The organism is Streptomyces sp. B3I8 (assembly GCF_030816915.1).
In the GTDB taxonomy this organism is placed as follows: Bacteria; Actinomycetota; Actinomycetes; order Streptomycetales; family Streptomycetaceae; genus Streptomyces.
In genome coordinates this window covers 271921-294980 of record NZ_JAUSYN010000001.1, presented here as the reverse complement: position 1 = coordinate 294980, position 23060 = coordinate 271921, and the positions used below count along the sequence as shown (strand labels likewise).

Below are 23060 nucleotides of genomic sequence, written 5' to 3'. Positions count from 1 at the left end.
CCGGCCGAGCCCGCCACGGCCCGCGGTGCCTACCGCCGTACCGGCCCCGGCACCGCCGAGCTCGACGGCACCCCCCACACCCTCCGGCCCGCCGGGCCGCTCCTCGCCGCCCTCCACACGGCGCTCCGCTCCGTGGCCCCCGGCGTACCGGCGGCCACGGAGGCGGACGGTCCCGCCGCCTTCCGCGACTGGCTGGCCCGCACGGTCACCGACGAGCACCTGACCGGCGTACCGCTGCCCCCTCTGGCTGCCACCCGCGACCTGCCGCTCGCCCTCCTGGAACGGCTCGGCGTCCCCCTCACCGCCGCCCAGCGCACCCACGGAGCGCTGCTCGGCGACGTGCTGCCCGCCCCGGAGGTGCCGCTCGGCCCCGCGCAGCGGCTGCGGCTGCTCCTGGAGGAAGCGGCGGACACCGGCACCGAGCCGCCGGCGGAACTCCTGGCGGCCGTACTGGCGCGCGCGCTCGGGGCGACGGTGGCCGTGGCCGGACCGGAGGGAACGGTGACCGTGCACACCTCCGGCTCCCCCGGTCCGGACGCGCCCTCGGTGCTCCTCGTCCACGACGGCGCCCACTGGAGCGTCGGACGCGCCGACCCGGCCGGGGCGCGGCTGCGCGAGGTGGCACGCGCGCTGACCGCCGCGCCCCCCTCGGTCCGGCGCCGGCTGCGGGACATGGCCGCCCGGCACACCCCCCGGGGCACCGCCGCCCGCGTCCCCGACCGGGTCCGGGCCCGCCTGCGCTACCGGGAGGAGGCCGAGGCGTTCGAGGAGCGGCTGGGCTGGTACCTCGGCGAGCACCCGGCGGTCCACGACCAGATCGGCGTGCTGGTGCGCGCGGTGTGGGACCGGGCCGTCGCGGCAGGACGCCTGCGGGAACTGGGCTCCGACGACCCCACGGTCGACGGCGCGGTCGGCGTCGCGCACGAGCGGAACCGGGCCGTCGTCGAGTCCGGCAACCTGCGGGAGCGGATGGCACTGCTGTGGACGGCCGAGGGGATGATCTCCGACCTGCTCGGCACCTCCCACCCCAACCCGCCGCGGATCCAGGAGGAACGCGCGTTCCGCCTGCCCGCGGAGCCCTACGCCGCCTGGGAGGGGCTGCGGGCGCAGGCACCGGCTCTGACCCCCGCGCAGCGCGCCCGGCTCGCCGAGCTGGAGAGGGCACTGCGCGTGACGGCCACCCGCGAACAGGTCCGGCCACCGCTCAGCGACGCCGAACGCGCCCTGATGCCCGACGGGGGACTGCCCTGGATCCCCGGGGCCAGCCGCTGGGACATCGCCATGGGTGCCCCCCTGCCCCTCGCCGCCGAGGCCACGGGAGCCCTGGTGCGGGCCGGGACCTCGGGCACCACCTACCGCCTGCTGCGGCAGGCCGCGCAGATGCGCGAGCAGTGGGGGGTGGACGTCGACCTGGGCCTGGTGCGGCTCGCGCTGATGGCCGAGATGCTGCCGGTCCGCCACCACTCCCTGCACGAGATCATGCGGGCCTCACAGCTCGTCCTGGACGAGCTGCGGGCAAACGGCGCCGCGGAGTCCGCCGACCTCGACTACACCGACGGCTGGGGCCGCTACTGGCGCATCGCGCCGCTGACGGAGGACGAGCTGCGCACCCACGTCGCCGCCGACGGCCGCTTCCCCGACGAACACGCCCTGGACCTCCTGGGCCTCCTGGACCGCCCGGCCGGCCAGGCACCGCCGGACGGACCGCCGGCTCCGGGGGACACCGAGGAGACGCGCTGGTTCCGGGCGCACCGCGCCCGCGTGGAGGACGTCCTCGGCCTCCTCGCGGCCCTCGGCCCCTCCGTCCTCCCCGACACCGGCAGCGAACCGCTCACGCCGCACGACCTGCGGCGTCACCTCACCCGATGGTTCCGGGCCCGCGGCCTGGAACCCTCCCCCTCCGCGGAGGACGACCTCCGCCGGATCCTGCACGCACACGCACACCCGAACAGCGAGGAAGCATGAGCGACGACACGGCCACGTCCGGAACCGGGACGGCCGGGGACGCCGATCCTCCCGTCCCCGACGAGATCAAGGAGGCCGCGCGCCAGGCCCCCGACCACTGGCTGGGCATGGTCGACCCGGCGTGGACGGGCGAGGGCACCCCGCCGAACTGGGCGGTGGTGGGCGAGTGGCGGTCCGGCCTGGACGGCGAGATCGAGGAATGGCGGGCGAACGAGGAGTACCGTCCCTCGCCCCAGGCACTGGACTGGCCCGCGCCGACGGACCCGGTCGACGAGGCCGTCCAGCTGGCGGCCACCGGATACGGGCCGGGGGACGCGGTGACCGAGACCCTCGCCGGGGCGGAAGTGGCCGTGCCGCTCGCCCCCGGCGGTGCTCCGCTCTCCGCCACCTCCCCCGACGGGGAGGCCGTCGTCCCCGTCTACACCTCACCCACGCACCTGCACGCGGGCGGACGCCTCGGATACGCGCTCTTCACCGTGCCGGACCTGCTGGAGCGCCTGCCGGACGGCCACATGCTCTACCTCAATCCGTCGGGCCCGGTCGGCATGACGGTCCGCACCGGCGCACTGCGCACGGCCCTGGAGAAGCGCACGGCCCTGGAGAAGACGTCCGCGCGCCAGGAGGACACCTCCCTCCCGTCGGACCTGCCGGACCTGCCGGACCTGCCGGACCTGCCGGACCTGCCGGACCTGCCGACAGGCCGGGCGGGGCAGGAGGACACGCCGTCCTTCCCGCCGGACCCGCCGTCCGCCCCGACGCGCCCGGCCACCACGGGCGGCGACGCACCGACGGCGCCCTCCCACCCCGTACCCGCCGTACCCGCCGTACCCTCCCGCCCCGTACCGGCCGACGAGGCCCCCGGCGCACGGCCCGCCGGGGACGAGGTCTCGGCGGTCCTCGCACCGGGGACGGCCGAGTGAGCCGCCCGCACTCCGGCCGGGCGGACGACGACGCCCCCCGCCCCTCCGTACCCGCACAGGAAGCCGACCGCATGACCACTCCCCTCGGGGTGCCGGGCGAGGAGCCCGGGGCCGCCCCCGTCATCGCCACCGAATCCGGCCCCGGCCCCGTGCTGCCCGGGACCACACCGGACCCCGCGTCCGGGGCCGCGCCCGCCGCCCAGGGCGGCCCCTCCTCGGTGCTGCGGGGCGAGGAGGGCTTCCGGGAGCCGCCGGAGGACTTCGTGACCGCCGCCCGGCTCGCCCCGGACCACTGGCTGTCGGTGGTGGACCGGCACTGGGACGGTGCCGACGGCGACATCCCGCCGGCCTGGGCCGTTCTGGGCCGCTGGCGGAGCGACCCGCAGGGCGAGATCGTCGAGTGGGAGGTGAACCCGGAGTACCGGCCGTCACCGGACGCCTACGGCTGGGGCGAGCCCACCGGCCCCGCGGACGCGGCGGCCCGCATCGTGGCCACCGGCTACGACCACGAGGAACTTCTCGCGCTCGTCCTCGCGGACGCCGAGGTCGCCGTCTGCGTCGACGGCTCCGGTGCCCCGGCCGTCACCGAGGCACACCGACGGCACGCCCGCCGTGCCGGTGTTCTCGCCCTCGCCGCGACTGGCGGCGGACGGACTGCCGCCGCACGAGGTGATGCCGGTGACGGACCTCCTGGACCGGCTGCCCGACGGCAGCGAGGTGCTGTTCCTCAGCTCCTCCGCCCCGGTGGCCCAGCTCCTCACCGGGCAGGCACTACGGGCGGCCGTCGCCGACCTGGACCGGGCCGCCGCGCGGGAGGAGGCGCGGGCCCCGTCCGCCCCGGCCCCGCGCCCCGCCGGGCCGGAGGACCTGCGCCGCCTGGAGCGGTCGTCGGCCGGGGAGACCGCCCGGGAGCGGGTGCCGGCCGGTACGCCGGCCGAGGCGCCGGACGCCGGGTGAGAACGCCGCGGGGCCCGGCCCGACGGACCGGACCCCGCGGACGGGAGCGGGAGGTCAGGGACGGCTGATCGTCCACTCGTGGTTGTTCAGGTTCTCCGGGGCGCACGGCGAGACCAGCAGGTCGCGCGTGCTGTCGTCACGGCCGTCGGCGTCCAGACACATGTTGCCGGCGGCGGCGTTGCGCACCCAGTACTTCCCGGCCGCCTGCCGGTCCAGCCACCAGAGCTGGTTGTCGCCCTTGGTGCCGTCGCACGAGAACTCCGTGACCTTGGTGCCGGCGTCCACACCCCCGAAGTCGGGCAGGTCCAGACACATGCTGTCCATGACGTTGCGGATCTGGAACAGGGGCGCCCCGCCCGGGCCCGCGCCGGCATACCGCTTCTCCACGTTCCAGAGCTGGTTGTCGTCCGGTGAGCCGTCGCAGTCGGCCTGGATGACCGGGCCGTCGGCGGCACCGCTGGAATAACCGGGAATGTCCACGCACGTGCCGTTCGTGTGGTTCCTGATCAGCACCTTCGTCAGGACGGCCGGCAGAGTGGACGGCGCCTTCCTCCGCGCCTGCTTCCGCGCCGCCGTGCCCGTTGTGGCGGAGGCCGGGGGAGCGGCGGGCGAACTCTCCGGCCGCCCCTCGCGCGCCGCCTCCTTCCCCGGCGTCTCGCGCTTCTTCTTCGTCGCCGTCGCAGACGGGGACTCGGCCACGAAGGCGCCCGCCGGGGAGTCCCCGCCGTCGACGACGGTGTCGGAGACGCCCGCGGCAGTGACCTTCTGGCGGTGGTCCTTGTCGTCATTGGTCGCCATCATCAGCAGTGGCAGCGCGATGAGCAGCGCGCCCGCCAACGCGGCACCGGCCAGCACGGGCTTCCTCGGCCCGTGACCGCTCTCGTCGGGCCCGGAGGGACCGTCACCGGAACCCGCCGCCGCCACGGCACCCGCGCCCCGCCCACCGACGGCACCGGCCGCGCCGACGGCACCACCCGCACCGGCCGCGCCCGCCGTCGTGGCGACGGTCTTCCCCGGGGCCGTGGCGGTGGCGGTTCTCCCCGGTGCCCCGGCGGTGGTGCGTGCCGCAGTGGCGGTCGTGCTTGCCGAGGTGGCGGTCGTGCTTACCGAGGTGGCGGGGCCCGTCGGCGTGGCGGCGGCGCCTGCCGGGGCCCCCGCGGCCTCCCGGGACGCGGACGCGGGAGCCCCCGTCGGACCCGCCCGGTCCACCTCCCGGCGGGCGGGGGCGCCCCCGCCCGTGCCGGACGCCGTGCCGGTGCGCGTACCGGACACCGTTCCGGCCCCGGACCGCCCGTCCGGGCCCACCGCGTCCCCGTCCCGCGCCCCGGAGGGCGGGACGGCGCCACCGGGCCGGGCGCCCTCCTCGGGTGCCCGCTCCGGCGAGACCGCCCTGGCCTCGTCGTCACCCCCCGGCCGGACGGCCGCGGACCGCGTGCCGGGCGAACGCGCGGCCGCGCCTCCTCGCCCGGACGCCTCACCGGAACTGCGCTGCTGGTCGGACATGTACTTCCCCTCCGCGCCCGCGGGCATCACCCCGGGCGGTGGCAGATGGTGCGGATACGGTCGGTCGGGTCAGTGGCCGGCGCTCCGGCGCGGGAGGCGGACGGAGCGCGAAGCCGCCGCCGGAGCCATCGGGCCCGCCGCGTCCAGATGGGCCGCCAGCCGCGCCGGGTCGGTCCCCGGCCGGCCGTCGAGCGCGCGGGCGAAGGCGGCGTGCAGCAGTTGCCGGGAGGACGGCGTCAGCGCGCCGAGCAGGACGTCGCCGACGAGCTCGGGCACCCGGTAGTGCCCCTCCGCAGCGGTGCGGTCGGCGTGCCAGACGAGCAGCCGGGCCGTCACCGCGTCGTCGATCGACGTGAGCAGCCGCTCCCGCTCCACGTCCCGCATCCGCGCCACCAGGTCTATGTCGAGCCGCCCCCCGTCGGCGGCGGCGTGCGTGAGCATCGCCCGGCACGCGGCGGGGAGCGCGGAGAGCTGGGCCTGGACGATGCTGCGCACGGCCGCCGGCACGACCGCCCCCGGGCCCGTGCGCCGGTGCGCCGGCAGCTTCAGCAACTCGTGCAGCAGGAACGGGTTGCCCGCGCTGCGCCGGTGCAGGGCCACCGCGTGGTCCGGCCCGGCGTCCTCGCCGAGCGCCGCGAGCAGCTCGCCCACCTCACCGGCGTCCAGCGGGGCGAGGTGCAGCCACGTGGTGTCCAGGCGGGCCAGCTCCGCGAGAAGGGCGTCGAGCGCGGGCGGCTGCCCCTCGCCCACCGCGCAGACGATGACGAGGGGGGCGTCCCGCAGGACCGGGGCCGCCCGGCGCAGCCGGTCATGGACGCCCGGCGAAGCCCGGTCGAGGTCGTCGACCAGACAGAGCGTGGGCACGCCCGCCCGGCCCTCGTCGGGAAGGGACCCGGCGCTGTCCGGGCCGCCCCCGCACAGGGTGTCCAGCAGCCGCAGGACGGGGCACGCGGGGGCCCCGCCGCCGGCCGCCTCCCGGCCGTACCGGGTCCTGACCACGGTGAGCCCGGACTCCGATGCCCGTGCCGCCAGTTCGTCCAGCAGCCGGGACCGGCCGGTGCCCTGCTCGCCGGACACGACCGCCCACCGGGCGCGCCCGGGCCGGGACGGCTCCCACAGGCCGCTCAGCTGCGCGAGTTCGAGGTCGCGCCCCACCAGGGGCGTGGCGGCGGGCGGGTGGGCGGGGGCGGACGCCGCGAGCGTGCCGGGCGGACGGGGGGACCCGAGGACGGCCGTGTCGTGCCGCAGCACCGCCGTGTGCAGTTCCCGCAGCGCCGGGCTGGGGTCGAGGCCCATCTCCCGGGCCAGCATGACGCGGAAGCGCTCGTACTGGCTCAGCGAGTCCACGGAACGCCCGGCCGCGTAGAGGGCGCGTATGAGGAGGGACCACGAGGCCTCCCTGAGCGGGGCGGTGGCCACGAGCTCCTCCGCCGCCTGCACCGCCCGCTCCAGATCGCCCTGTTGCAGCAGGACGGTGGTGCGCAGCTCACGGGCGTCCTGGAGGGCGGAGCCGAGCCGGGACTTCTCCTGCTGGGCGAAGGCGTGGTCGGCCGCCTCCCCGAGGGCGGTGCCGCGCCACAGCGCGAGCGCCGCGTCCACCTCCTGGCGTGCCCGCGCCGGCCGCCCCTGCGCGAGGGCCTCGCGCGCCCGGCCGACGGACCGGTCGAACCCGGTGGTGTCCCGGGCCTCCGGCGGCACGTGCAGCGCGTACCCCGCCGGCCCGCTGACGAGCACCGACGGCCGTCCCGCGCGGCCCGGCTCCAGTACCGCACGCAGTCGGCTGACATGGGCGCGGATCGAGGACACCGCCGCCGTCGGCCGGTCGCCCTGCCACAGGGACTTGGCGAGCTCGGCCAGGGAGACGGGCCTGCCGTCCTCGAGCAGGAGTCGGATCAGCAGTACCCTGCGCTGCCGGGGGCCCAGGTCGAGCAACTCCCCGTCGCGCCGTACTTCGAGAGGGCCGAGCACGTGGTAGCACATGTCCTGCCCGTGACGTGCGTTCACTTGCGTCCGTTCGTCTTCCACCCGCGTCGCGCGAGACGCCGCGTCGACTCATGACGCGACGACGGCGACTACTGCTTGGCAGTGCCAATATATTGACTCGCAATCGATCCTGGCAAGTGGCAACGGTCCGATATTGCGCGATACTTGGCCGATTCTGAATGGATCATCACTTGAATCAGACGGTAGGGACGGTACGACTGCCCGCTGCCCGGGATCTTTCACGAGAAATTCGCCGGCCATGACGCAGACGACACGTGTGCGGGCCCTCGGTGCGATCACGCCGCGACCGCGGTGCGGTCGTGGCGGATCTCCCGGCTCTTCGGTGAACCGGTCCGCCGCCCCCGGCGTAGTAAGGGTGTGGGGCGTGTCCCGCGGTGCTCACGGCGCGGCGGAGGACGAGGGTGGCCGCTCAACCGTCCCTTCCGCGACGGACGGTCACCCCGCGCCCCGCACGTCCGGTCCCCGGGGTGGGTGGCCGGTCCGGCCGGGGCCCGGGTACTGAGCGGTGCCGGGCCCCGATCAGCCGGTCAGCAATGCGGTGACCAGGCTCCGGGCGTACGCGTCGTCCGTGTCCGGCAGTGAGAAGACGACGTGGAAGTAGAGGGGGGCCACGACCCGGTCGAGCACCTGCTCGAGCGAAGGCGGCTTCTCGCCCCGTTCGGCCGCCGCGTCGAGGACGTCCCGGAAGCGGACGCTGACCCGCCGCAGGCATTCGCGCAGGCCGGCCCTGCGTTCGTCGACGTCGGAGGCGACCTCGGCGCGGAAGAACGCGACCCCTCCGGGGCGGGAGAGTTCGGCCAGCGTCCACACCGCCTGGTTCTCCAGGTCCGTGCGCAGGTGACCGACGGGTTCGGGGGCGGCCGCCGTCCGGTCCTCGGCGACATCCGCCATGAGCGCGGCGAGTGTCCCCCAACGCCGGTAAAGGGTACTGGAGTTGACGCCCGCCCGCCGGGCCACGGCGGGGAAGGTCACCTGGTCGGCGCCGTGCTCGGCCACCAGCGCGACGACGGCGTCGTGCACCGCGGCGCGGACGCGGCTGCTGCGCCCGCCGGGCCGTCTGGCCGGGGTTCCTGTGTCCATGCGCCCACTCTAAGGCAAAGAGTTGTGCGTTAGGCAGAGGTGCGGTTAGGGTGGCTCTTAAAGCGTAGAACTCTGCTTTAAGTGAGCAGCCCGACAGAACGGTGACCGCCATGACCGCGAACGACGCAGCCCGCGCACTCGGACAGCGCTTCCACGCCGCCCTCACCGCCGGTGACTGGGAGGCCGTCCGCCTGCTGCTGCACGACGACGTCACCTGGACGCTTCCCGGGGACAACACCGTCTCCGGCACGGTGGAGGGTGCCGAGGCCGTCGTCGAGCACGTCCGGAAGATCGCTTCCTACGGTGTGCGGTTCGAACTGCTGCACATCCTCGTCAGCCGCGAGAACATGGCGCTGTCCCTGCACAACACAGCGCGCCGCGGTGACGTCGTCCTCGACGAACACCTCTCCACGGTCTGCCGTGTACGCGACGGCAGGATCGCGGAGATCGAGACCTATCTCTCCGACGTGCCGGGGATGAACGCCTTCTTCGTCTGAACTCCGGTAGGGCCTGTTGCGAAAGTCCGGCCTGCCCCGCGACGCCGTGCACGCTCCCCCGAGTTCTCGGCTTCGCTCGGGCAGGGGGACCTCCACTCGCCGTACCGGGCCCAGACCCGAGTACATCCGGTACGAGCGCCTGGGCCCGGCCCCCGAGCTCTTCGAGCAGGGGGGACCCCCGGAGCACGCACCTGACGCCGCAGGCCCGCCCTCCGGGCGGACGACGGGACTTTCCCAACAGGCCCTGACCCGCAGGGGCGGTGACCGGGCCGCCGGGACAGGACGTGAGCGCGGCGCCGGGGGCGGCGGGCCTCACACGAGAGAGGTACGGCACGACGGGCCGGCCCCGGGCGTTCCCGGAACGAGACCGGCCACAGTTCAAGGAGCATGGTATGGACCGCGAGAACGTAACCGACATCACCTGGCTGTCTTCGGCGCAGGCCCGCGACCTCCGCCTGATGTCCTCGGTCACGGAGCTGATCAACGAGGTCTACGAGGAGGCCGAGAAGGGATTGTGGGCGCAGGGAACGACGCGGACCTCGCCGGAGGAGGTCGAGTCGTTCACCCGGGCGGGCGAGATGGCGGTGGCGCGCGTGGAAGGGGAACTCGTCGGGTGCGTGCGGATCCGGCGGCTGGACGGACACACCGGCGAGTTCGGCATGCTGGCGGCGGCGCCCGAACGGCGCGGGACGGGGATCGGCCGTGCGCTGGTGAGGTTCGCCGAACGGGAAAGCGCACTGCGGGGACTCGAGGCGATGCAGCTCGAACTGCTCGTGCCCCGCGCGTGGTCGCACCCGTCCAAGGTCTTCCTCGACGAGTGGTACACGCGCATCGGATACCGGGCCGGCCGCACCGGGGCGATCGAGGACTTCCATCCGCAGCTCGCCCCGCACCTCGCCACGGCATGCGACTTCGTTGTCTACCGGAAGGCCCTGGAGGCGGCAGCACGCTGATCCCCCTGCCCGGCGGCGGGCCGTCACGAGGATCCGGGTACGACGCCGGCAGGGCCGGGCACGGCACCCTGCCGCGTGTCCTGCCCGGATCCTCGGACCGGCAGTGCCCGTGGCCCCGTGAAGCGCCGTGGCCGGCCGGTGTCAGGACACGGCCGGCCACGGACGGTGTGCGGGAGTCCGGCTCACCAGCCCTCGGTGAGGTACGGGCGCGTCCAGAGGGCGACCTGGAGGGTGATGGACTTGAACCAGGCCTGGAACATGGCCTCGACCTCCTCCTCGGAGTGGCCGCCGGCGGCCAGGAAGGGCCGGATGGTGGCGGTGATGGGGTAGATGAAGGCCACCATGTAACGCATCGACACATTGTGGACCGAGGCCACGTGGTCGGTGTGGTTCTTCTTCGCCGGCGTGTGCCGCACGGCGATCTCCTCCTGGTACGCGAGCCACTCGGCGTCGTAGGGCCGCGTGCAGGTGTCCTCGATCCACTTGCCGAAACGGTGGCGCACCGCGTCGAGGTAGGCGCCGATCGGCTCGCCCTCCGGCGTGGAGAAGTAGGCCACCAGGTGCTCGTTCGCCCCCACGAAGCCGTACCAGACGTCGAGGACCGCCTCGACCTGGCTCTCCAGCACCTGCCACGCCTGCCGCAGCGCGGCCTCGTCGGCCTCGCCGAACAGGACGGCCGACTTCAGCCTGTCGAGCTCCTCGACGGACACCGGCGATGCCGGGAGTGCGGAATCACCGTAACGGTATCCGGGAACGGTCGCTTCGCTCATCACTGCTCCTGGTGTCTCCTGGATCCCGCGACGAGGACAGGGGCGCCGGGCAGCGCTGCGGCCCGCCTCCGAGTCTCCACGGGGGTCGCCACACGCGACCAAATAACTGGCAGTGCCAACAGTATGTGCTCCGGGGGTGGCCTGCAAGGGGCGGTGCCCGTGAAGAGGAAAAAGGAGGCGGGGAGGCGGGGAGGCGGGGGAGGCGGCTGGGCGGGACGGGCGGGAGCGGCACGCCGGGCTGGGGGCGCACGGTGCGCCCTGCCCGTCAGCGTGCGCAGTTCGGGCAGATCCCCCGGTACGTCAGGTCGACGGCGAAGAGCGTGTATCCGTCGCGTTGCGGCTCCGGCAGGTGGGCGAGGAGATCGCCCTTCGCGGGCACGTCGCGCATCTCGCCGCAGCGGACGCAGGCCAGATGATGGTGGGGGTGGTGCGCGTTGGGGTCGTAGCGCTTGGCCCGCTCGTCCGTGGAGACCTCCAGGAGCTCCCCGCGATCGACGAGTTCACCCAGGATGTTGTAGACCGTCGCCCGGGAGATCTCGGGCAGTCGCTCCACCGCGCGGGAATGGACCTCCTGCGCGGTCAGGTGGACATGGTCCCGGTCGAGCACCTCGGCGACGACGCGCCGCTGCGCCGTCAGGCGCCAGCCGCTCCGCCGCAGCCGCATCAGGAGATCACTCACGTCGCGGAGCCTAACAGTGACGGCACCCGGACAGGAATACTTCCTGAACTGGATGTCACCTTGACTTGGATTAAGTCCAATGTAGGGTGGGATCGGATGCGAGCGACGGGGCACTCTCCGTGGACACTCGGCCGGCCGGGCTCGCCGGGCCTCGAACGCAGCCATGACCCACACACCGAGGAGCAGGCTTTGCCCGAGAATACCCAGAACCCGTTGACCACGGTCGCCGGTGCGCCGGTGCCCGACAACCAGAACTCCCTGACCGCCGGCGTGCGCGGCCCGATGCTCCTTCAGGACGTGTGGTTCCTGGAGAAGCTGGCCCACTTCGACCGTGAGGTGATCCCGGAGCGCCGGATGCATGCCAAGGGCTCGGGCGCGTTCGGCACCTTCACGGTGACGCACGACATCACGCGGTACACGAATGCGAAGATCTTCTCGGAGATCGGCAAGCGGACCGAGCTGTTCGTCCGGTTCTCCACCGTCGCCGGCGAGCGGGGCGCGGCGGACGCCGAGCGCGACATCCGCGGCTTCGCCGTGAAGTTCTACACGGAGGACGGCAACTGGGACCTCGTGGGGAACAACACCCCGGTGTTCTTCTTCCGTGACCCGCTGAAGTTCCCCGACCTCAACCACGCGGTCAAGCGCGACCCGCGGACCAACATGCGCAGCGCCGAGAACAACTGGGACTTCTGGACCAACCTCCCCGAGGCGCTGCACCAGGTCACCATCGTGATGTCCGAACGGGGCATCCCCGCCTCCTACCGGCACATGCACGGGTTCGGTTCGCACACGTACAGCCTGGTCAACGCCGAGGGCGAACGGTTCTGGGTCAAGTTCCACCACCGTACGCAACAGGGCGTCAAGAACCTCACCGACGCCGAGGCAGAGGCCCTCGTCGGCAGGGACCGCGAGTCGCACCAGCGCGACCTCTTCGAGGCGATCGAGAACGGCGACTTCCCGAAGTGGAAGCTGTTCGTCCAGATCATGCCCGAGGCGGACGCGGAGAACTACCGGTTCCACCCCTTCGACCTCACCAAGGTGTGGTCGAAGAAGGACTACCCGCTGATCGAGGTCGGCGAGTGGGAGCTCAACCGCAACCCCGGCAACTACTTCGCGGACGTGGAGCAGGCCGCGTTCACCCCTGCGAACGTGGTCCCGGGAATCGGCTTCTCCCCCGACCGGATGCTGCAGGGCCGCCTCTTCTCCTACGGGGACGCCCAGCGCTACCGGCTCGGTGTCAACCACCACCAGATCCCGGTGAACCAGCCGAGGAACCCGGTGAACTCCTACCACCGCGACGGCGCCATGCGCGTCGACGGGAACCACGGAGCCACCCCGAGCATCGAGCCGAACTCCTACGGGCACTGGCAGGAGCAGCCGGCCCGCCGCGAGCCGAGCCAGGCCGTGGGCGCCGTGGCCGACCGGTTCGACTTCCGCGCGGACGACGACAACTACTTCGAGCAGCCCGGTGACCTGTTCCGCCTGATGAGCCCCGAACAGCGGCTGGTCCTGTTCGAGAACACGGCACGCGCGATCAGCGGCGCCTCGCGGCTCAGCATCGAACGGCACATCTCCCACTGCACGCAGGCCGACCCGGCCTACGGCGAGGGTGTGCGCAAGGCGATCGAGGCCCTGGCCGCCGCCGGGAACTGAACGCGGGGCCGGGCAGCCCCCGGCGGACCCGCACCGCCACCCCGGGCGGGCACACGGACGTGTCCGCCCGGGGTGCGGACACGATCACGAGTGGTCACGGCGGACGGTCGGCAGCACCGCCGCGTGAGCAGGAGGTACCCGTCATGGACACCGGTGGACCGACCCCCGAGCAGACCGCACGCATCGTCGCCCTCGCCATGGACCTGGCCCGCGAGGGCAGCACCGGACAACTGCTGGAGTTCGTGGAACACGGCCTGCCGGTGGACGTGTGCGATCCTTCCGGCAACACCCTCCTCATGCTTGCCGCCTACCACGGCCACGCCGGCACGGTGCGGGCCCTCCTGCGGCTCGGCGCCGACCCGGACCTGCGCAACGCCCGCGACCAGACCCCCCTCGCCGGCGCCCTGTTCAAGGGCGCGGACGACGTGGTGACGGAACTGCGGCTGGCCGGCGCCGATCTGGACGCCGGTACACCGACCGCCCGGGTCGCGGCCGCCATGTTCGGCCGCGCACACCTCCTCACGGACTGAGCCCCGGCCCCGGGGAGCGCCGGGACACCCCGGCCCCCGGGGCCGCGCGGACGCCCGACAACCCCCTGAGGCCGCGGGCGCACAAGACTCCCCGGCCGTGGCACATGACAGCGACACGGCCGGGTCGAGCACACCTCATATAGGCCCCGGACAGGGCCATTTCCGGTGTTTCCCTCCGGCGTGATGTTGCCGGCACCGCCATCACGGCATTAGATTGGCACTGCCAAGTTTCTTACGGGGCCGGGCCATGTGCCGAGCGATGTCCGCCGCGCACCGGCCGATCGAGGGGAACAGATGCCGGACTCACCCGGGTGCACCACCCAAGACCTCATCACCGTGGCCGCGACCTTCACCGTCGACCCACTCCTGCCGCTGCTGCGCGACGCGCTGGAGCACATCGGCGCTCCGCACCTCGTCGAAGCCGCCCCCTACGGTCAGCTCGTCGAACAACTGCTGTCCCCGGCCTCCCGCTTCGCCCGCAACGCCGGCGGCCTCAACGTCGGACTGATCCGGATCGACGACTGGGCAGGGGCGACTCCCGAAGACCCCGAGAACTCGCAGGACGCCGAAGACGCCGAAGACGCCGAAGAGCCGGCCGACCCGGACCGGCGCATCGACGAGTTCCTCGCGGCGGCACGGGAATTCGCAGCCGCACACGGCACGCCGACGGTGTTCGTCGTGTGCCCGGGACCCCCGGGGACGGAACACGGACTCGACGCCGTCACGCGGCTGCGCGCCGGCCTCGCCGAGGCGCCGGGCCTCGCGGTGGCCGACGCCGAGGAGTGGTTCTCGGCCCACGACGGCCTGGACGTCCACGACGCCGAATCCGCCGCCATCGCCCACATCCCGTACACCGACGAGGCGTTCGGCGCGCTGGCGATCGGCCTGACCCGGGTGCTGCACTCCCTGCGGGCCCGCCCCCGCAAGGTGATCGCCGTCGACTGCGACGACACCCTGTGGGGCGGCGCCTGCGGCGACCGGCCCCCCGCCGACCTGGAACTCACCCCCCGCTTCCTGGCCGTCCAGCGCTTCCTGCGGCGCAGGCACGACGAGGGCTTCGTCCTCGCCCTGTGCAGCCGCAACGACCCCGACAGCGTGGAGCGGGTCTTCACCGACCGCGCCGGGGACCTGGAACTGACCCGCCACCACTTCGCCGCCGCGCGGATCAACCAGCTGCCCAAGTCGCGGAACATCGCCTCCCTCGCCGAGGAGCTGCGGCTGGGAGTGGACTCCTTCGTCCTCGTCGACGACAACCCGTTCGTGTGCGCCGAGGTCGCCGAGGCCCTCCCCGAGGTCACCGTGCTCCACCTGGATCCCGCGGCCGATCCCGCCACCGTGCTGGACGGCTGCTGGGAGCTGGACCGGTTCTTCTCCACCACCGAGGACCGCACCCGCAACGACGGCTACCGGGCCGACGCACGGCGCCGGGAGGCGACCGCCGGCCTGGCCGACACCCACCGGCTCAACGAACGGCTCGGCACCGTCGTCGTGGCCCGCCGCGCGGACACCGGCGACCTGCCACGCATCACCCAACTGCTCTCCCGCACCAACCAGTTCACCTCCGCGACGGCGGGCGGCGCGGACGTCCCCGCACTGCTGGCCCGGGAGGGGACCGGCACCTGGACGGCCTGGACGGCCACGCTGCGCGACCGGTTCGGCGACTACGGCACCATCGCCACGGCCGTGACCGCCCGCCGGGCCGACGGCGGGGTCGGCATCGAATGCTTCGCGATGAGCTGCCGCGCCCTGGACCGGGGAGTGACCGAGGCGCTCTTCGCGCGGATCGCCGAGGACGGCGACGTCGACGAACTGCACGTGCGCTTCCGCGGCACCGGACGCAACGGACCCGCCCTGGACTTCCTGCGCGCCCACGGCCGCACCGGCACCGACACCGACAGCGACACCGGCACCGGCACCAACAGCGACACCGGCACCGACAGCGACACCGGCACCAACAGCGACACCGGCACCGACATCGACAGCGACACCGGCGACGACGCCGACACCGGCGACGAGAACCCGCCCGCGGAGGAGCGGACCTTCGTCGTCCGGGCCGCCGCGCTCACCCGGTCACCCGCCGAAGGAGGCACCCGATGACGTACTCCCGCACCTCCTCGCCCCTGACCCCGAAGGCCCTGGCCGGCCGCGACCGCGCCCGCACACTGCGGGCCGCACACCTCGCGGACCGCGTCCGGGAGTTCCTGCGCCTGCAGAACGGCGTCCACGCCGCCGAGGTGTCGACGACCGCCGGGGACGGCCGGCTGTCGGCCACCGTATGGGTCGAGGACAACGCCCACGGACTGCCCCACCGGATCCTGCCCGACGGCACCCCGCTGTACGAACTGAACGCCTACGAGACCGACTACCTCCTGGAGGAGATCTTCCAGGAGGGCGTCTACTCCACGGACACGCTGCGCATGCCGGCCCGGCCCCTCGTCATCGACATCGGCGCCAACATCGGCCTGTGCTCCCTGTACCTGGCGCGCGCCCACCCCGGGGCGACCGTCTACGCCTTCGAGCCGTCCCCCGACGCCTTCACCGCCCTGGCCGCCAACGTCGCCGACCTCGGCCTCCCCGTGGTCGCACTGCCCTGGGCGGTCGGCGGGGCCGACGGCACGGCGGTCATGACGGTGTACCCGGGGGCCACGGTCTACTCCGGCCTGTACGCGGACGGGACCGGCGACCACACCGCCATCAGCGCGGCCATCGACGCCGCCGCCGGCACCGGCACCGAAGCCGGTGTCCGGCTCGCCGGGGAGATCGCCGACGCCCGGATGCGCGGCGCACGCCCGGCCGGAGTGACGGTCGCGGGACTGCGTGGGGTGCTGGCGCGGCTCGGCGGAGCCACGGTGGACCTGCTGAAACTGGACGCCGAGGGAGCCGAGGCGGACATCCTGGGCTCGCTGGAGGAGACGGACTGGGCCCGCATCCGCCAGATCGTCATGGAGGTCCACCACGAGGCCGACGTACGGGCCCTGACCGGCCTGCTGACGGCGGCCGGCTACGAGTGCCGGGTGGAGAGCCTGCCCGCACTGCGCGGCACCGGCTACCGCAACGTGTACGCGGTCCGCCGGGACGACGGCGCCGCACCGCCGGACCGGCCGGGACCGGCCGCCGACGCCGCACCACCACACCTGCCCGGACCGGCCGCCGACGCCGGGGCGTCGCAGCCCCTGCTCCCCGTACCGCCCCCGGGCCCCCGCGAACGGCTGCTGCAGGCACTGGAGGACTTCCTCGGCGACGACGTGCCGCGGATCGAACTCGGGGTACGGCGCGGAGCACCGCCCACCGCCGTCACCGGGACGTGCACGACGGCCCCGGTCGCCCCCGCCCCCCGGAACACCGACCCCGCGACGCTCGCCGTCGTCACCACCGTCTGGACCGACCTGCTGACCCGGCCGCCGGCCCCGGAGGACGACTTCTTCGCCGCCGGCGGCACCTCGCTGGCGGCCGTACGGATGCTCGCGCGCCTGCGCGAGCGGCTCGGCGGCACGCTGGGCCTCGCGGACCTGCTGGAGGACCCCACACCCTCCGGCCTGGTCCACCGACTGCTCATATCACTCGACACGAAGGACGACTGAGTCATGATCATCAACAGCCCCGCCCAGTACACCGACGCCCTGGAGCCGCTGCCGGAGAAGTACCGGAAGGTGTTCTCCGGCGAGGCCCGGCTCACGGACCTCTTCCCCTCGCAGGACCAGCACACCTCCAGCGTGCTGCTGGTCCGCTTCGAGACGGGCGTCCGCAACCACTGGCACTGGCACACCGGCGGCCAGCTCCTGTACATCACCGAGGGCGAGGGCTACGTGCAGGTGCGCGGCCAGGAGCCGACGGTGGTGCGCGCCGGCGACGTGGTGGCCTGCCCGCCCGGCGAGGAGCACTGGCACGGCGCCACCGAGAACAGCCCGATGACGCACCTGGCCGTGACCCTCGGTGACATCAACTGGCTGGAACCGTCCGACGGATGACCTCCGCGAGGACGGCGGCCAGCTCCGGAAGGCACGACCCCGGAAGGAAATGACCGCCGTCCAGCACCCGCTGGGCGAAACCGCCCTCCGTGTGTGCGGCCCAGCCCGCCATCACCTCCGGCGGCGCCTCCCCGTCGTGCTCCCCGGCGACCGCGGTGAGCGGGCAGGACAGCGCCCGCCCGGGGGCGGGCCGGTACCGCGCGGCCGCCCGGAGGTCCGCCCGCAGGACCGGCAGCGCCAACGCCCGCACGTCCGGGTCGGCGAACGGCTCGGCGGGCGCCCCCAGCCGGACCAGTCCGGCGACCAGGTCCTCGTCGGTGCGCTCCGCCCAGGGGCGCACCCCAGTGGGGGAGGGCGCGCCGGGCGGGCGGGAGCCGGAGACCACCAGTTCGGCGGGGGCGACCGGCAGCGCGGCGGCCACCGCGTGGGCGAGCAGGGCACCCATGCTGTGCCCGTACAGCACGACGGGGCCGGGCACCCTCGCCACGGCCCCGGCCAGCGGTCCGGCGAGCGCGTCCAGGGACGGCGCGAAGGGCTCACGGACGCGCCGCCCGCGGCCCGGCAACTGGGCCGCGAGCACCGCGACCGGCAGCCCGGCCGCGGTGAGCGCCCGGGCCAGGGGGAGGAACGCCGTCGAGGCCGCGCCGGCCTGCGGACAGCACACCAGCGTCACACGGTGCCGTACGCCCGCAGGCCCGGCGGACAGCGGCACGAGCCACAACTCATTGGCAGTATCCATGAAAACTACCCTATGTCACCGCCCGGCATGCCGAGCGGGCTGAACGGCAGGGACTACCACAGGGACTGACGTCCCGTCGGAAAGGGAACGGCATGTCCGACCTCTCGGTGGCCTTCATAGGCCTCGGCACCATGGGCCGCCCGATGGCGCAGCGGCTGATCGACGCGGGGTACCACCTCGCCGTGTACGACCGGCTGCCCGAGGCGGTGGCCGCCCTCGTCGCCGCCGGCGCGGAAGCCGCCCCGTCCGCCCGGAAAGCGGCGGCCGGGGTCCAGGTGGTGATCACGATGCTGCCCGACGGCCCGCACGTCCGCGAGGCCCTCACCGGTCCCGACGGCGCCCTCGAGGAGATGCCCGCCGGAAGCACTCTGATCGACATGAGCACCATCGACCCGTCGACCAGCAGGGAACTGGCCGGCCTGACCGCGCGGCACGGCGTGCGCATGCTGGACGCGCCGGTCAGCGGCTCCAGCGCCGGAGCCGTCGACGGCACCCTCACGGTGATGGTGGGCGGCGACGCCGACACCCTGGCCGAACTGGAGCCGCTGCTCACCGTGCTGGGGCGGAACATCGTGCACTGCGGGGACCACGGCGCGGGCGTGTCCGTGAAGCTGGCCAACCAGATCATCGCGGGAACCTCGATGGTCGCCGTCGCCGAGAGCTACGCGCTCGCCCAGAGTCTCGGCGTCGACCCCAGGCTGCTCTTCGACGTGGTGTCGGCGAGCTCGGGCGACTGCTGGGCGCTGCGCACCCGGCCACCGGTGCCGGGAGTCCTGGAGAGCAGCCCGGCCGAGGCCGGCTTCCGGCCGGGCTTCCGGGGCGCGCTGATGCGCAAGGACCTCGACCTCGCACTCGCCACGGCCGAAGCCCACACGGTCCACCTGCCGGTGACCTCCAGAGCCCGGGAACTGTACGCGCGGATGACCGACGAAGGCCTCGGCGACCAGGACTTCTCGGCGGTGTTCACCCTGCTCACCACGACCGACTGAGCACCGGCCCGCCCTCGCCCGCCCGGTCCCGCGCCACTGTCGGCGCGGGCCCCGGGCGGTTCATCCGGCTCGGTTCCTACGGCACCGGCCGGCGCCTCCACGTCGCACCGGCCCCCGCCCGGCCGAACGCGTGACTCTCACGGACGAGCTGCCGGACGACCGCGAACTCGTCGAGGGTGCGCGGACCGTAGACCATGAGCAGGGTCGGGGCGGCGAGGCCGAGAGCCACGACGGGGTGCTGCTCCGCCCACTCCCGCCGGACCGCTTCGGCCGCACGCGGCCGGGGCGGCGTCAGGTGCGGGCTGCCGCTGCCGTCACCGTGCAGATGCGCGAACTCCGTGCCGCCGAGGACCGCCTCGCGCGGCACCCGCGCCGACTCGTCGAGGTGCGGGACCCTGCTCCGGGCCCCGGAGACGCCGCTCGTCCCGGTGCGCACCCCCTCCAGCATCTGACGGCAGGCGCGGCCTCGCCATGACGCCACGGACAGGCCGGAACCGCCGGGCGTTCACGTGGAGATCGCGGCCCCGCCACCGGATAGGCATTGACATGACCAAACGGGCAATTAATCATTGGGGCTCCCAATGAATAGGAGGGGGCCATGAGCCTCGTGCCCGACAACACCCTGATCACCGCCGACCCCGACGCGGGCCGCGCCCTGGCGATCAAACTCGCCCGTGGCACCGTCAAGGCCACCCAGCCCGACGCGGAGGTCCGCGGCCGGCTGCGGCCGGCGTACGCCGAGGACCCGGGCAGCCTCGTCGCCATCGCGCACGTCGTGGCCATCGAGTTCGCGACCATCGCGGCGGCCAACGACTACTGGCGCTGACGGCCCCCGGCACGAGCAAGGGCGCCGGCGTCAGGCGGCAGCGCTCGCCGGAACAGTCCGGCCCCTCCACGAGGGCCGGACACCCCGCGGAGGAACAGCGCCGCGGAAGCCGTGCGACCAGGTCCGCGACACCCCCTCCCGCGGACCTGGGCCCCGCTGAGGGCGGTTGACCGCTGTCCACGCGGCGGGGACAGCGGTCACGGCGGCATCGCGAACACTGCGCCAGGCGCCCTGAGACCGATCCCTCGCTGAGCGTCGTTGCTCCCCTCCGCGGCCTCGCGAGCGCGGACCGGTACGACCGGCTGATGATCACCTCGCGGGGATCAGGGGCGACGAGCGGCTCACCGTCTGCTCTGCCGAGCACAAGGACCGGTCACCGAGAACCAAGTGCTCGACGAGGTCCTCGGACAGGCGCAGGATGTCTGCGGTCGCTGACGGACTGATCGGGTCGGCGACATCGCAGGTGTCCCACTGAGCATCAGATGCTGCTGAAACAGACCGGCAAACACTGTCGCCCGAAGCGGACAAAACCACCGGCCCTGTTCCAGGACCGCGGAGAACATGACGGAGAAAGGGAGCCGTGGAGTGCCTCTCCCGCGTGATCGGGGACGGAGCGCCGGACCGGATCCCCCGGTCCCTCTCAAGCCGAAGGATGTGCCGACCGGGTCCGTGCGTCGGACGGGGAACGCGTCGGCTCTGTGGGACCGCCGACGATCCCTTCCAGCTCCCGCCGCACATCGGCGTCGATGCCGCCTCTGCTCCAGTACCACCTGCACAACCGCGGCACCTGCGCCGTGTCCGCGTCGTACCAGGCGAACTCGGTGCGGTGAGTGGCGTAGGCGTGGGCACCGAGCACGTTGAACTCGGAGAAGCCCCGGGGCGGCCGACCCGCCACGTAGCGGTCCAGCGGGATTCCGTGACGCTCGAGGGACAGGGCGCGCACTTCCGGGTAGAGGCGGCGCGGGTAGGTGAAGGGCGGCTGCTGCATGAAGTCGTAGGCGACCGAACGGCCCAGGAACTCCTCCGTCGGGGCGAGCCAGGGCCGGTGCCGACCGAGCTGGGAAACCGGCCGGCGGACGATCCACGGGCGGCCGCCGTCCAGGAGGTCTGCGGGGGAGACAGGGCGGGTGAAGATGACGTCCGTGTCGACATGGCAGATGAGGTCGGCGGCCGTGAACTCGTCCGCGTACACCTTGCTCACCTGCTGCCCCAGGTAGTCGTCCCGGTAGTCCGGGCAGATCTCCAGACGTACGTCGCCGCCGATCGCTCGGCGCACAGCGGCCGATCCGGTGCGCGGGGTGATCACGACGACTTCCGCGAACCCGTGGCACCACGTCCCGATGGCCGCCAGCGCATACCTCAACCAGGGAACATCCCGATGGTAGGTGCGAATGAAAAGAGCGATCCGTTCGCTACAGTGAGTGACGTGGTCGATGCCGTACCCGCCTTCTGGTGCCGGGCGCCCAGCCAGGGCAACGTCGGTGACAGGCTCACTCCCTGGCTGATCCGCCGGATCTCCGGAGCCCCGGCCCGGTGGGTCGCTCCGCATGCCCCGGGCCGCAAACACTTCGTCACGGGCAGCGTGGTCGCGCTCGCGGGGCCGGGCTGCGTGGTGTGGGGAGCGGGCGTGATGAAGGCCGGCGAGTACGTCGATCCGCGCGCCGAACTGCTCGCGGTCCGGGGACCACTCACCCGGGAGGCGGCTCTGCGGTCGGGTGCGGCGTGCCTCCCGGTCTACGGTGACCCTGGTCTGCTGGTGCCGAGATACCTGCCGCGTCGCCCCGCCCGGGCGGGCGGACGGCCCGCGGTCGTACCGCACTTCGCCGACAAGGCCCGGGCCCGGCGCGGCGTCCCGGAGGGCTGGCAGTTCGTCGATGTGCAAAGCAGCGTCGAGGACGTCGTCGAGCAGCTCATGGGAGCCTGCCTGGTCGCCTCGTCGAGCCTGCACGGCATCGTCCTCAGCCACGCCTACGGGATTCCCGCTGTCTGGATCAGCTTCCGGGACCTGCCCAGCGGTGACGGCAGCAAGTTTCACGACTATTTCCTCTCTGTCGGGGTGCCGGTACCGCCACCGGTGTCCGTCGGTCCCGCCGGCGCCTGTCTGGACGCGGCAGCGCTGGGCGATTTCGCGACGCTCCCCATGAACCTCCCCGACCTGGACCTGCTCCTGGAGAGGTGTCCCTTCCGGTGACCGATGAAGATCGAGACCAGCACCACGGTCAGGGCCATGACCCGGATCCGCGACTGCTCCTGTACGGCATCCGCGACGCCAACTACCATCGCGCCGGCATCCGCTGTCTGCGGCTGTTCCGCGCGGACGCCCCGACCACGAAGACACTCGCCGCGGAGGTGGAGCGGTTGCGCGCCCGGCACACTCCCTCGCTGGCCGGCGCCACGGGCCACGTGACGGCATGGGCCGGTCCCCGGGGCCGGGTGGAGCAGTTCAGTCTGCTCAACGCCTCCGGGCGCTGTGACGACTTCTCCCGGGATCACGATCTGTCGTGTTTCGGCAAGCGATTTCACCATCGCGCGCGCTACCCCGCGTTGGCCGCGTTGGCCGAAGCTCTGCCGCACCTGGTCAACTTCCGGATCAACGTGCTCGGCCCGGGTGCCGCGCTCGCGCCGCACGAGGAACACAGCGTCGTGCGGTCGCGGACCGGCACCGTAGGCGTACGAGCCCGTTTCCACCTGCCGCTGGTCACCAGCCCGCAGGCGTCCCTGCTGATCGAGGGCGATGTCCATCACCTGGAGGCCGGCACCGTCTACCTGGTCAATCACGGCTGCGTGCATGGGGCCGAGAACGCCGGGTCCGCGGACCGGGTCCACCTCGTGTGGGACTCGCTGCTCACCGCCACCGCCGCCGAGGCGATGTTCGGGACGGGAGCGGCGCCCGAGGGCTTCACCCGTACGCGGGTACGCGCCGTACGCCCTGCGGGCCGGCGGATCGTCACCAGGTGGGAACGGATCCCGCCCCGGGTCACGGAGGCCGAGGCCCGGCATGTCGGCTTCCTCGAGCCGCAGTAGCCG

At 73.5% G+C, this 23060-nt stretch carries 20 protein-coding genes and 2 pseudogenes; 14 read left to right on the top strand and 8 right to left on the bottom strand.

Annotation, left to right across the window (positions count from 1 at the left end; genetic code table 11):
- Window positions 1-1961: 1961 nt before the first annotated feature.
- The 3 genes and pseudogenes from QFZ64_RS01555 (at window position 1962) to QFZ64_RS01545 (ending at window position 3842) form a co-directional block, all read left to right on the top strand.
- Window positions 1962-2885, top strand: coding sequence for a type VII secretion system-associated protein (locus QFZ64_RS01555; RefSeq protein ID WP_307061463.1), 924 nt, complete (start codon window positions 1962-1964; stop codon window positions 2883-2885).
- A gap of 71 nt (window positions 2886-2956) precedes the next feature.
- Window positions 2957-3421 (top strand): annotated as a pseudogene (locus QFZ64_RS01550) (type VII secretion system-associated protein); the annotation flags it as partial.
- A gap of 34 nt (window positions 3422-3455) precedes the next feature.
- On the top strand, window positions 3456-3842 hold the full coding sequence (locus QFZ64_RS01545) for a hypothetical protein (protein ID WP_307061755.1): 387 nt from the start codon (window positions 3456-3458) through the stop codon (window positions 3840-3842).
- 54 nt (window positions 3843-3896) lie between these two features.
- On the opposite strand, the gene QFZ64_RS01540 is transcribed toward QFZ64_RS01545, so the two are convergent.
- The 3 genes from QFZ64_RS01540 to QFZ64_RS01530 all read right to left on the bottom strand — a co-directional run bounded on the left by QFZ64_RS01540 (window position 3897) and on the right by QFZ64_RS01530 (window position 8429).
- A complete protein-coding gene (locus tag QFZ64_RS01540; protein WP_307061461.1) occupies window positions 3897-5345 on the bottom strand; it encodes an RICIN domain-containing protein in 1449 nt (482 codons plus the stop codon).
- Window positions 5346-5414: 69 nt separating this feature from the next.
- A complete protein-coding gene (locus QFZ64_RS01535; protein WP_307061459.1) occupies window positions 5415-7349 on the bottom strand; it encodes a BTAD domain-containing putative transcriptional regulator in 1935 nt (644 codons plus the stop codon).
- 519 nt (window positions 7350-7868) lie between these two features.
- On the bottom strand, window positions 7869-8429 hold the full coding sequence (locus QFZ64_RS01530; protein WP_307061457.1) for a TetR/AcrR family transcriptional regulator: 561 nt from the start codon (window positions 8427-8429) through the stop codon (window positions 7869-7871).
- Between the two features lie 110 nt (window positions 8430-8539).
- Between QFZ64_RS01530 and QFZ64_RS01525 the strand changes: the two genes are divergently transcribed.
- Together QFZ64_RS01525 and QFZ64_RS01520 are read left to right on the top strand one after the other, a co-directional pair.
- Entirely contained in the window at window positions 8540-8926 is a 387-nt protein-coding gene (locus tag QFZ64_RS01525; RefSeq protein ID WP_307061455.1) for a nuclear transport factor 2 family protein, read from the top strand.
- A 392-nt stretch (window positions 8927-9318) separates the two neighbouring features.
- A complete protein-coding gene (locus tag QFZ64_RS01520; protein WP_307061454.1) occupies window positions 9319-9879 on the top strand; it encodes a GNAT family N-acetyltransferase in 561 nt (186 codons plus the stop codon).
- A 182-nt stretch (window positions 9880-10061) separates the two neighbouring features.
- On the opposite strand, the gene QFZ64_RS01515 is transcribed toward QFZ64_RS01520, so the two are convergent.
- Together QFZ64_RS01515 and QFZ64_RS01510 are read right to left on the bottom strand one after the other, a co-directional pair.
- Window positions 10062-10649, bottom strand: a complete 588-nt coding sequence (locus QFZ64_RS01515) for a protoglobin domain-containing protein (protein WP_307061451.1) — start codon at window positions 10647-10649, stop codon at window positions 10062-10064.
- 265 nt (window positions 10650-10914) lie between these two features.
- Window positions 10915-11328, bottom strand: a complete 414-nt coding sequence (locus tag QFZ64_RS01510; protein WP_307061449.1) for a Fur family transcriptional regulator — start codon at window positions 11326-11328, stop codon at window positions 10915-10917.
- 189 nt (window positions 11329-11517) lie between these two features.
- Here QFZ64_RS01510 and QFZ64_RS01505 point away from each other — a divergent pair, with 189 nt between their 5' ends.
- The 5 genes from QFZ64_RS01505 (at window position 11518) to QFZ64_RS01485 (ending at window position 17479) form a co-directional block, all read left to right on the top strand.
- Window positions 11518-12981, top strand: coding sequence for a catalase (locus QFZ64_RS01505; protein ID WP_307061447.1), 1464 nt, complete (start codon window positions 11518-11520; stop codon window positions 12979-12981).
- Between the two features lie 143 nt (window positions 12982-13124).
- A complete protein-coding gene (locus tag QFZ64_RS01500) occupies window positions 13125-13511 on the top strand; it encodes an ankyrin repeat domain-containing protein (RefSeq protein WP_307061445.1) in 387 nt (128 codons plus the stop codon).
- Between the two features lie 294 nt (window positions 13512-13805).
- A complete protein-coding gene (locus tag QFZ64_RS01495) occupies window positions 13806-15608 on the top strand; it encodes an HAD-IIIC family phosphatase (protein ID WP_307061443.1) in 1803 nt (600 codons plus the stop codon).
- Window positions 15605-17092 carry an FkbM family methyltransferase gene (locus QFZ64_RS01490; RefSeq protein WP_307061441.1) on the top strand — a complete coding sequence of 496 codons (1488 nt, stop codon included), beginning with the start codon at window positions 15605-15607 and terminating at the stop codon, window positions 17090-17092. Before QFZ64_RS01495 ends, QFZ64_RS01490 begins: the two co-directional genes overlap by 4 nt.
- Window positions 17093-17095: 3 nt before the next feature.
- A complete protein-coding gene (locus QFZ64_RS01485; RefSeq protein ID WP_307061439.1) occupies window positions 17096-17479 on the top strand; it encodes a cupin domain-containing protein in 384 nt (127 codons plus the stop codon).
- Here the strand turns inward: QFZ64_RS01485 and QFZ64_RS01480 are convergent.
- Complete coding sequence (locus QFZ64_RS01480) at window positions 17451-18218, bottom strand: thioesterase II family protein (protein ID WP_307061437.1); 768 nt, start codon at window positions 18216-18218, stop codon at window positions 17451-17453. The genes QFZ64_RS01485 and QFZ64_RS01480 overlap by 29 nt on opposite strands.
- A gap of 35 nt (window positions 18219-18253) precedes the next feature.
- On the opposite strand from QFZ64_RS01480, the pseudogene mmsB reads away from it, so the two are divergent.
- Window positions 18254-19207: pseudogene (mmsB, locus tag QFZ64_RS01475) on the top strand (3-hydroxyisobutyrate dehydrogenase); the annotation flags it as partial.
- Window positions 19208-19283: 76 nt separating this feature from the next.
- Here mmsB and QFZ64_RS01470 read toward each other — a convergent pair.
- Window positions 19284-19688 carry a luciferase family protein gene (locus QFZ64_RS01470; RefSeq protein WP_307061435.1) on the bottom strand — a complete coding sequence of 135 codons (405 nt, stop codon included), beginning with the start codon at window positions 19686-19688 and terminating at the stop codon, window positions 19284-19286.
- Window positions 19689-19805: 117 nt separating this feature from the next.
- Between QFZ64_RS01470 and QFZ64_RS01465 the strand changes: the two genes are divergently transcribed.
- The gene (locus QFZ64_RS01465) at window positions 19806-20033 is read left to right on the top strand and encodes a hexameric tyrosine-coordinated heme protein (RefSeq protein WP_307061433.1); all 228 of its coding nucleotides are present in this window, start codon (window positions 19806-19808) and stop codon (window positions 20031-20033) included.
- 640 nt (window positions 20034-20673) lie between these two features.
- On the opposite strand, the gene QFZ64_RS01460 is transcribed toward QFZ64_RS01465, so the two are convergent.
- The gene (locus QFZ64_RS01460; RefSeq protein ID WP_307061431.1) at window positions 20674-21396 is read right to left on the bottom strand and encodes a hypothetical protein; all 723 of its coding nucleotides are present in this window, start codon (window positions 21394-21396) and stop codon (window positions 20674-20676) included.
- A gap of 63 nt (window positions 21397-21459) precedes the next feature.
- Here QFZ64_RS01460 and QFZ64_RS01455 point away from each other — a divergent pair, with 63 nt between their 5' ends.
- Window positions 21460-22224 carry a polysaccharide pyruvyl transferase family protein gene (locus QFZ64_RS01455; protein ID WP_307061429.1) on the top strand — a complete coding sequence of 255 codons (765 nt, stop codon included), beginning with the start codon at window positions 21460-21462 and terminating at the stop codon, window positions 22222-22224.
- Window positions 22221-23057: an aspartyl/asparaginyl beta-hydroxylase domain-containing protein gene (locus tag QFZ64_RS01450; protein ID WP_307061427.1), complete on the top strand. Its 837-nt coding sequence runs from the start codon at window positions 22221-22223 to the stop codon at window positions 23055-23057. The genes QFZ64_RS01455 and QFZ64_RS01450 overlap by 4 nt, the downstream gene beginning before the upstream one ends.
- Window positions 23058-23060 lie beyond the last annotated feature (3 nt).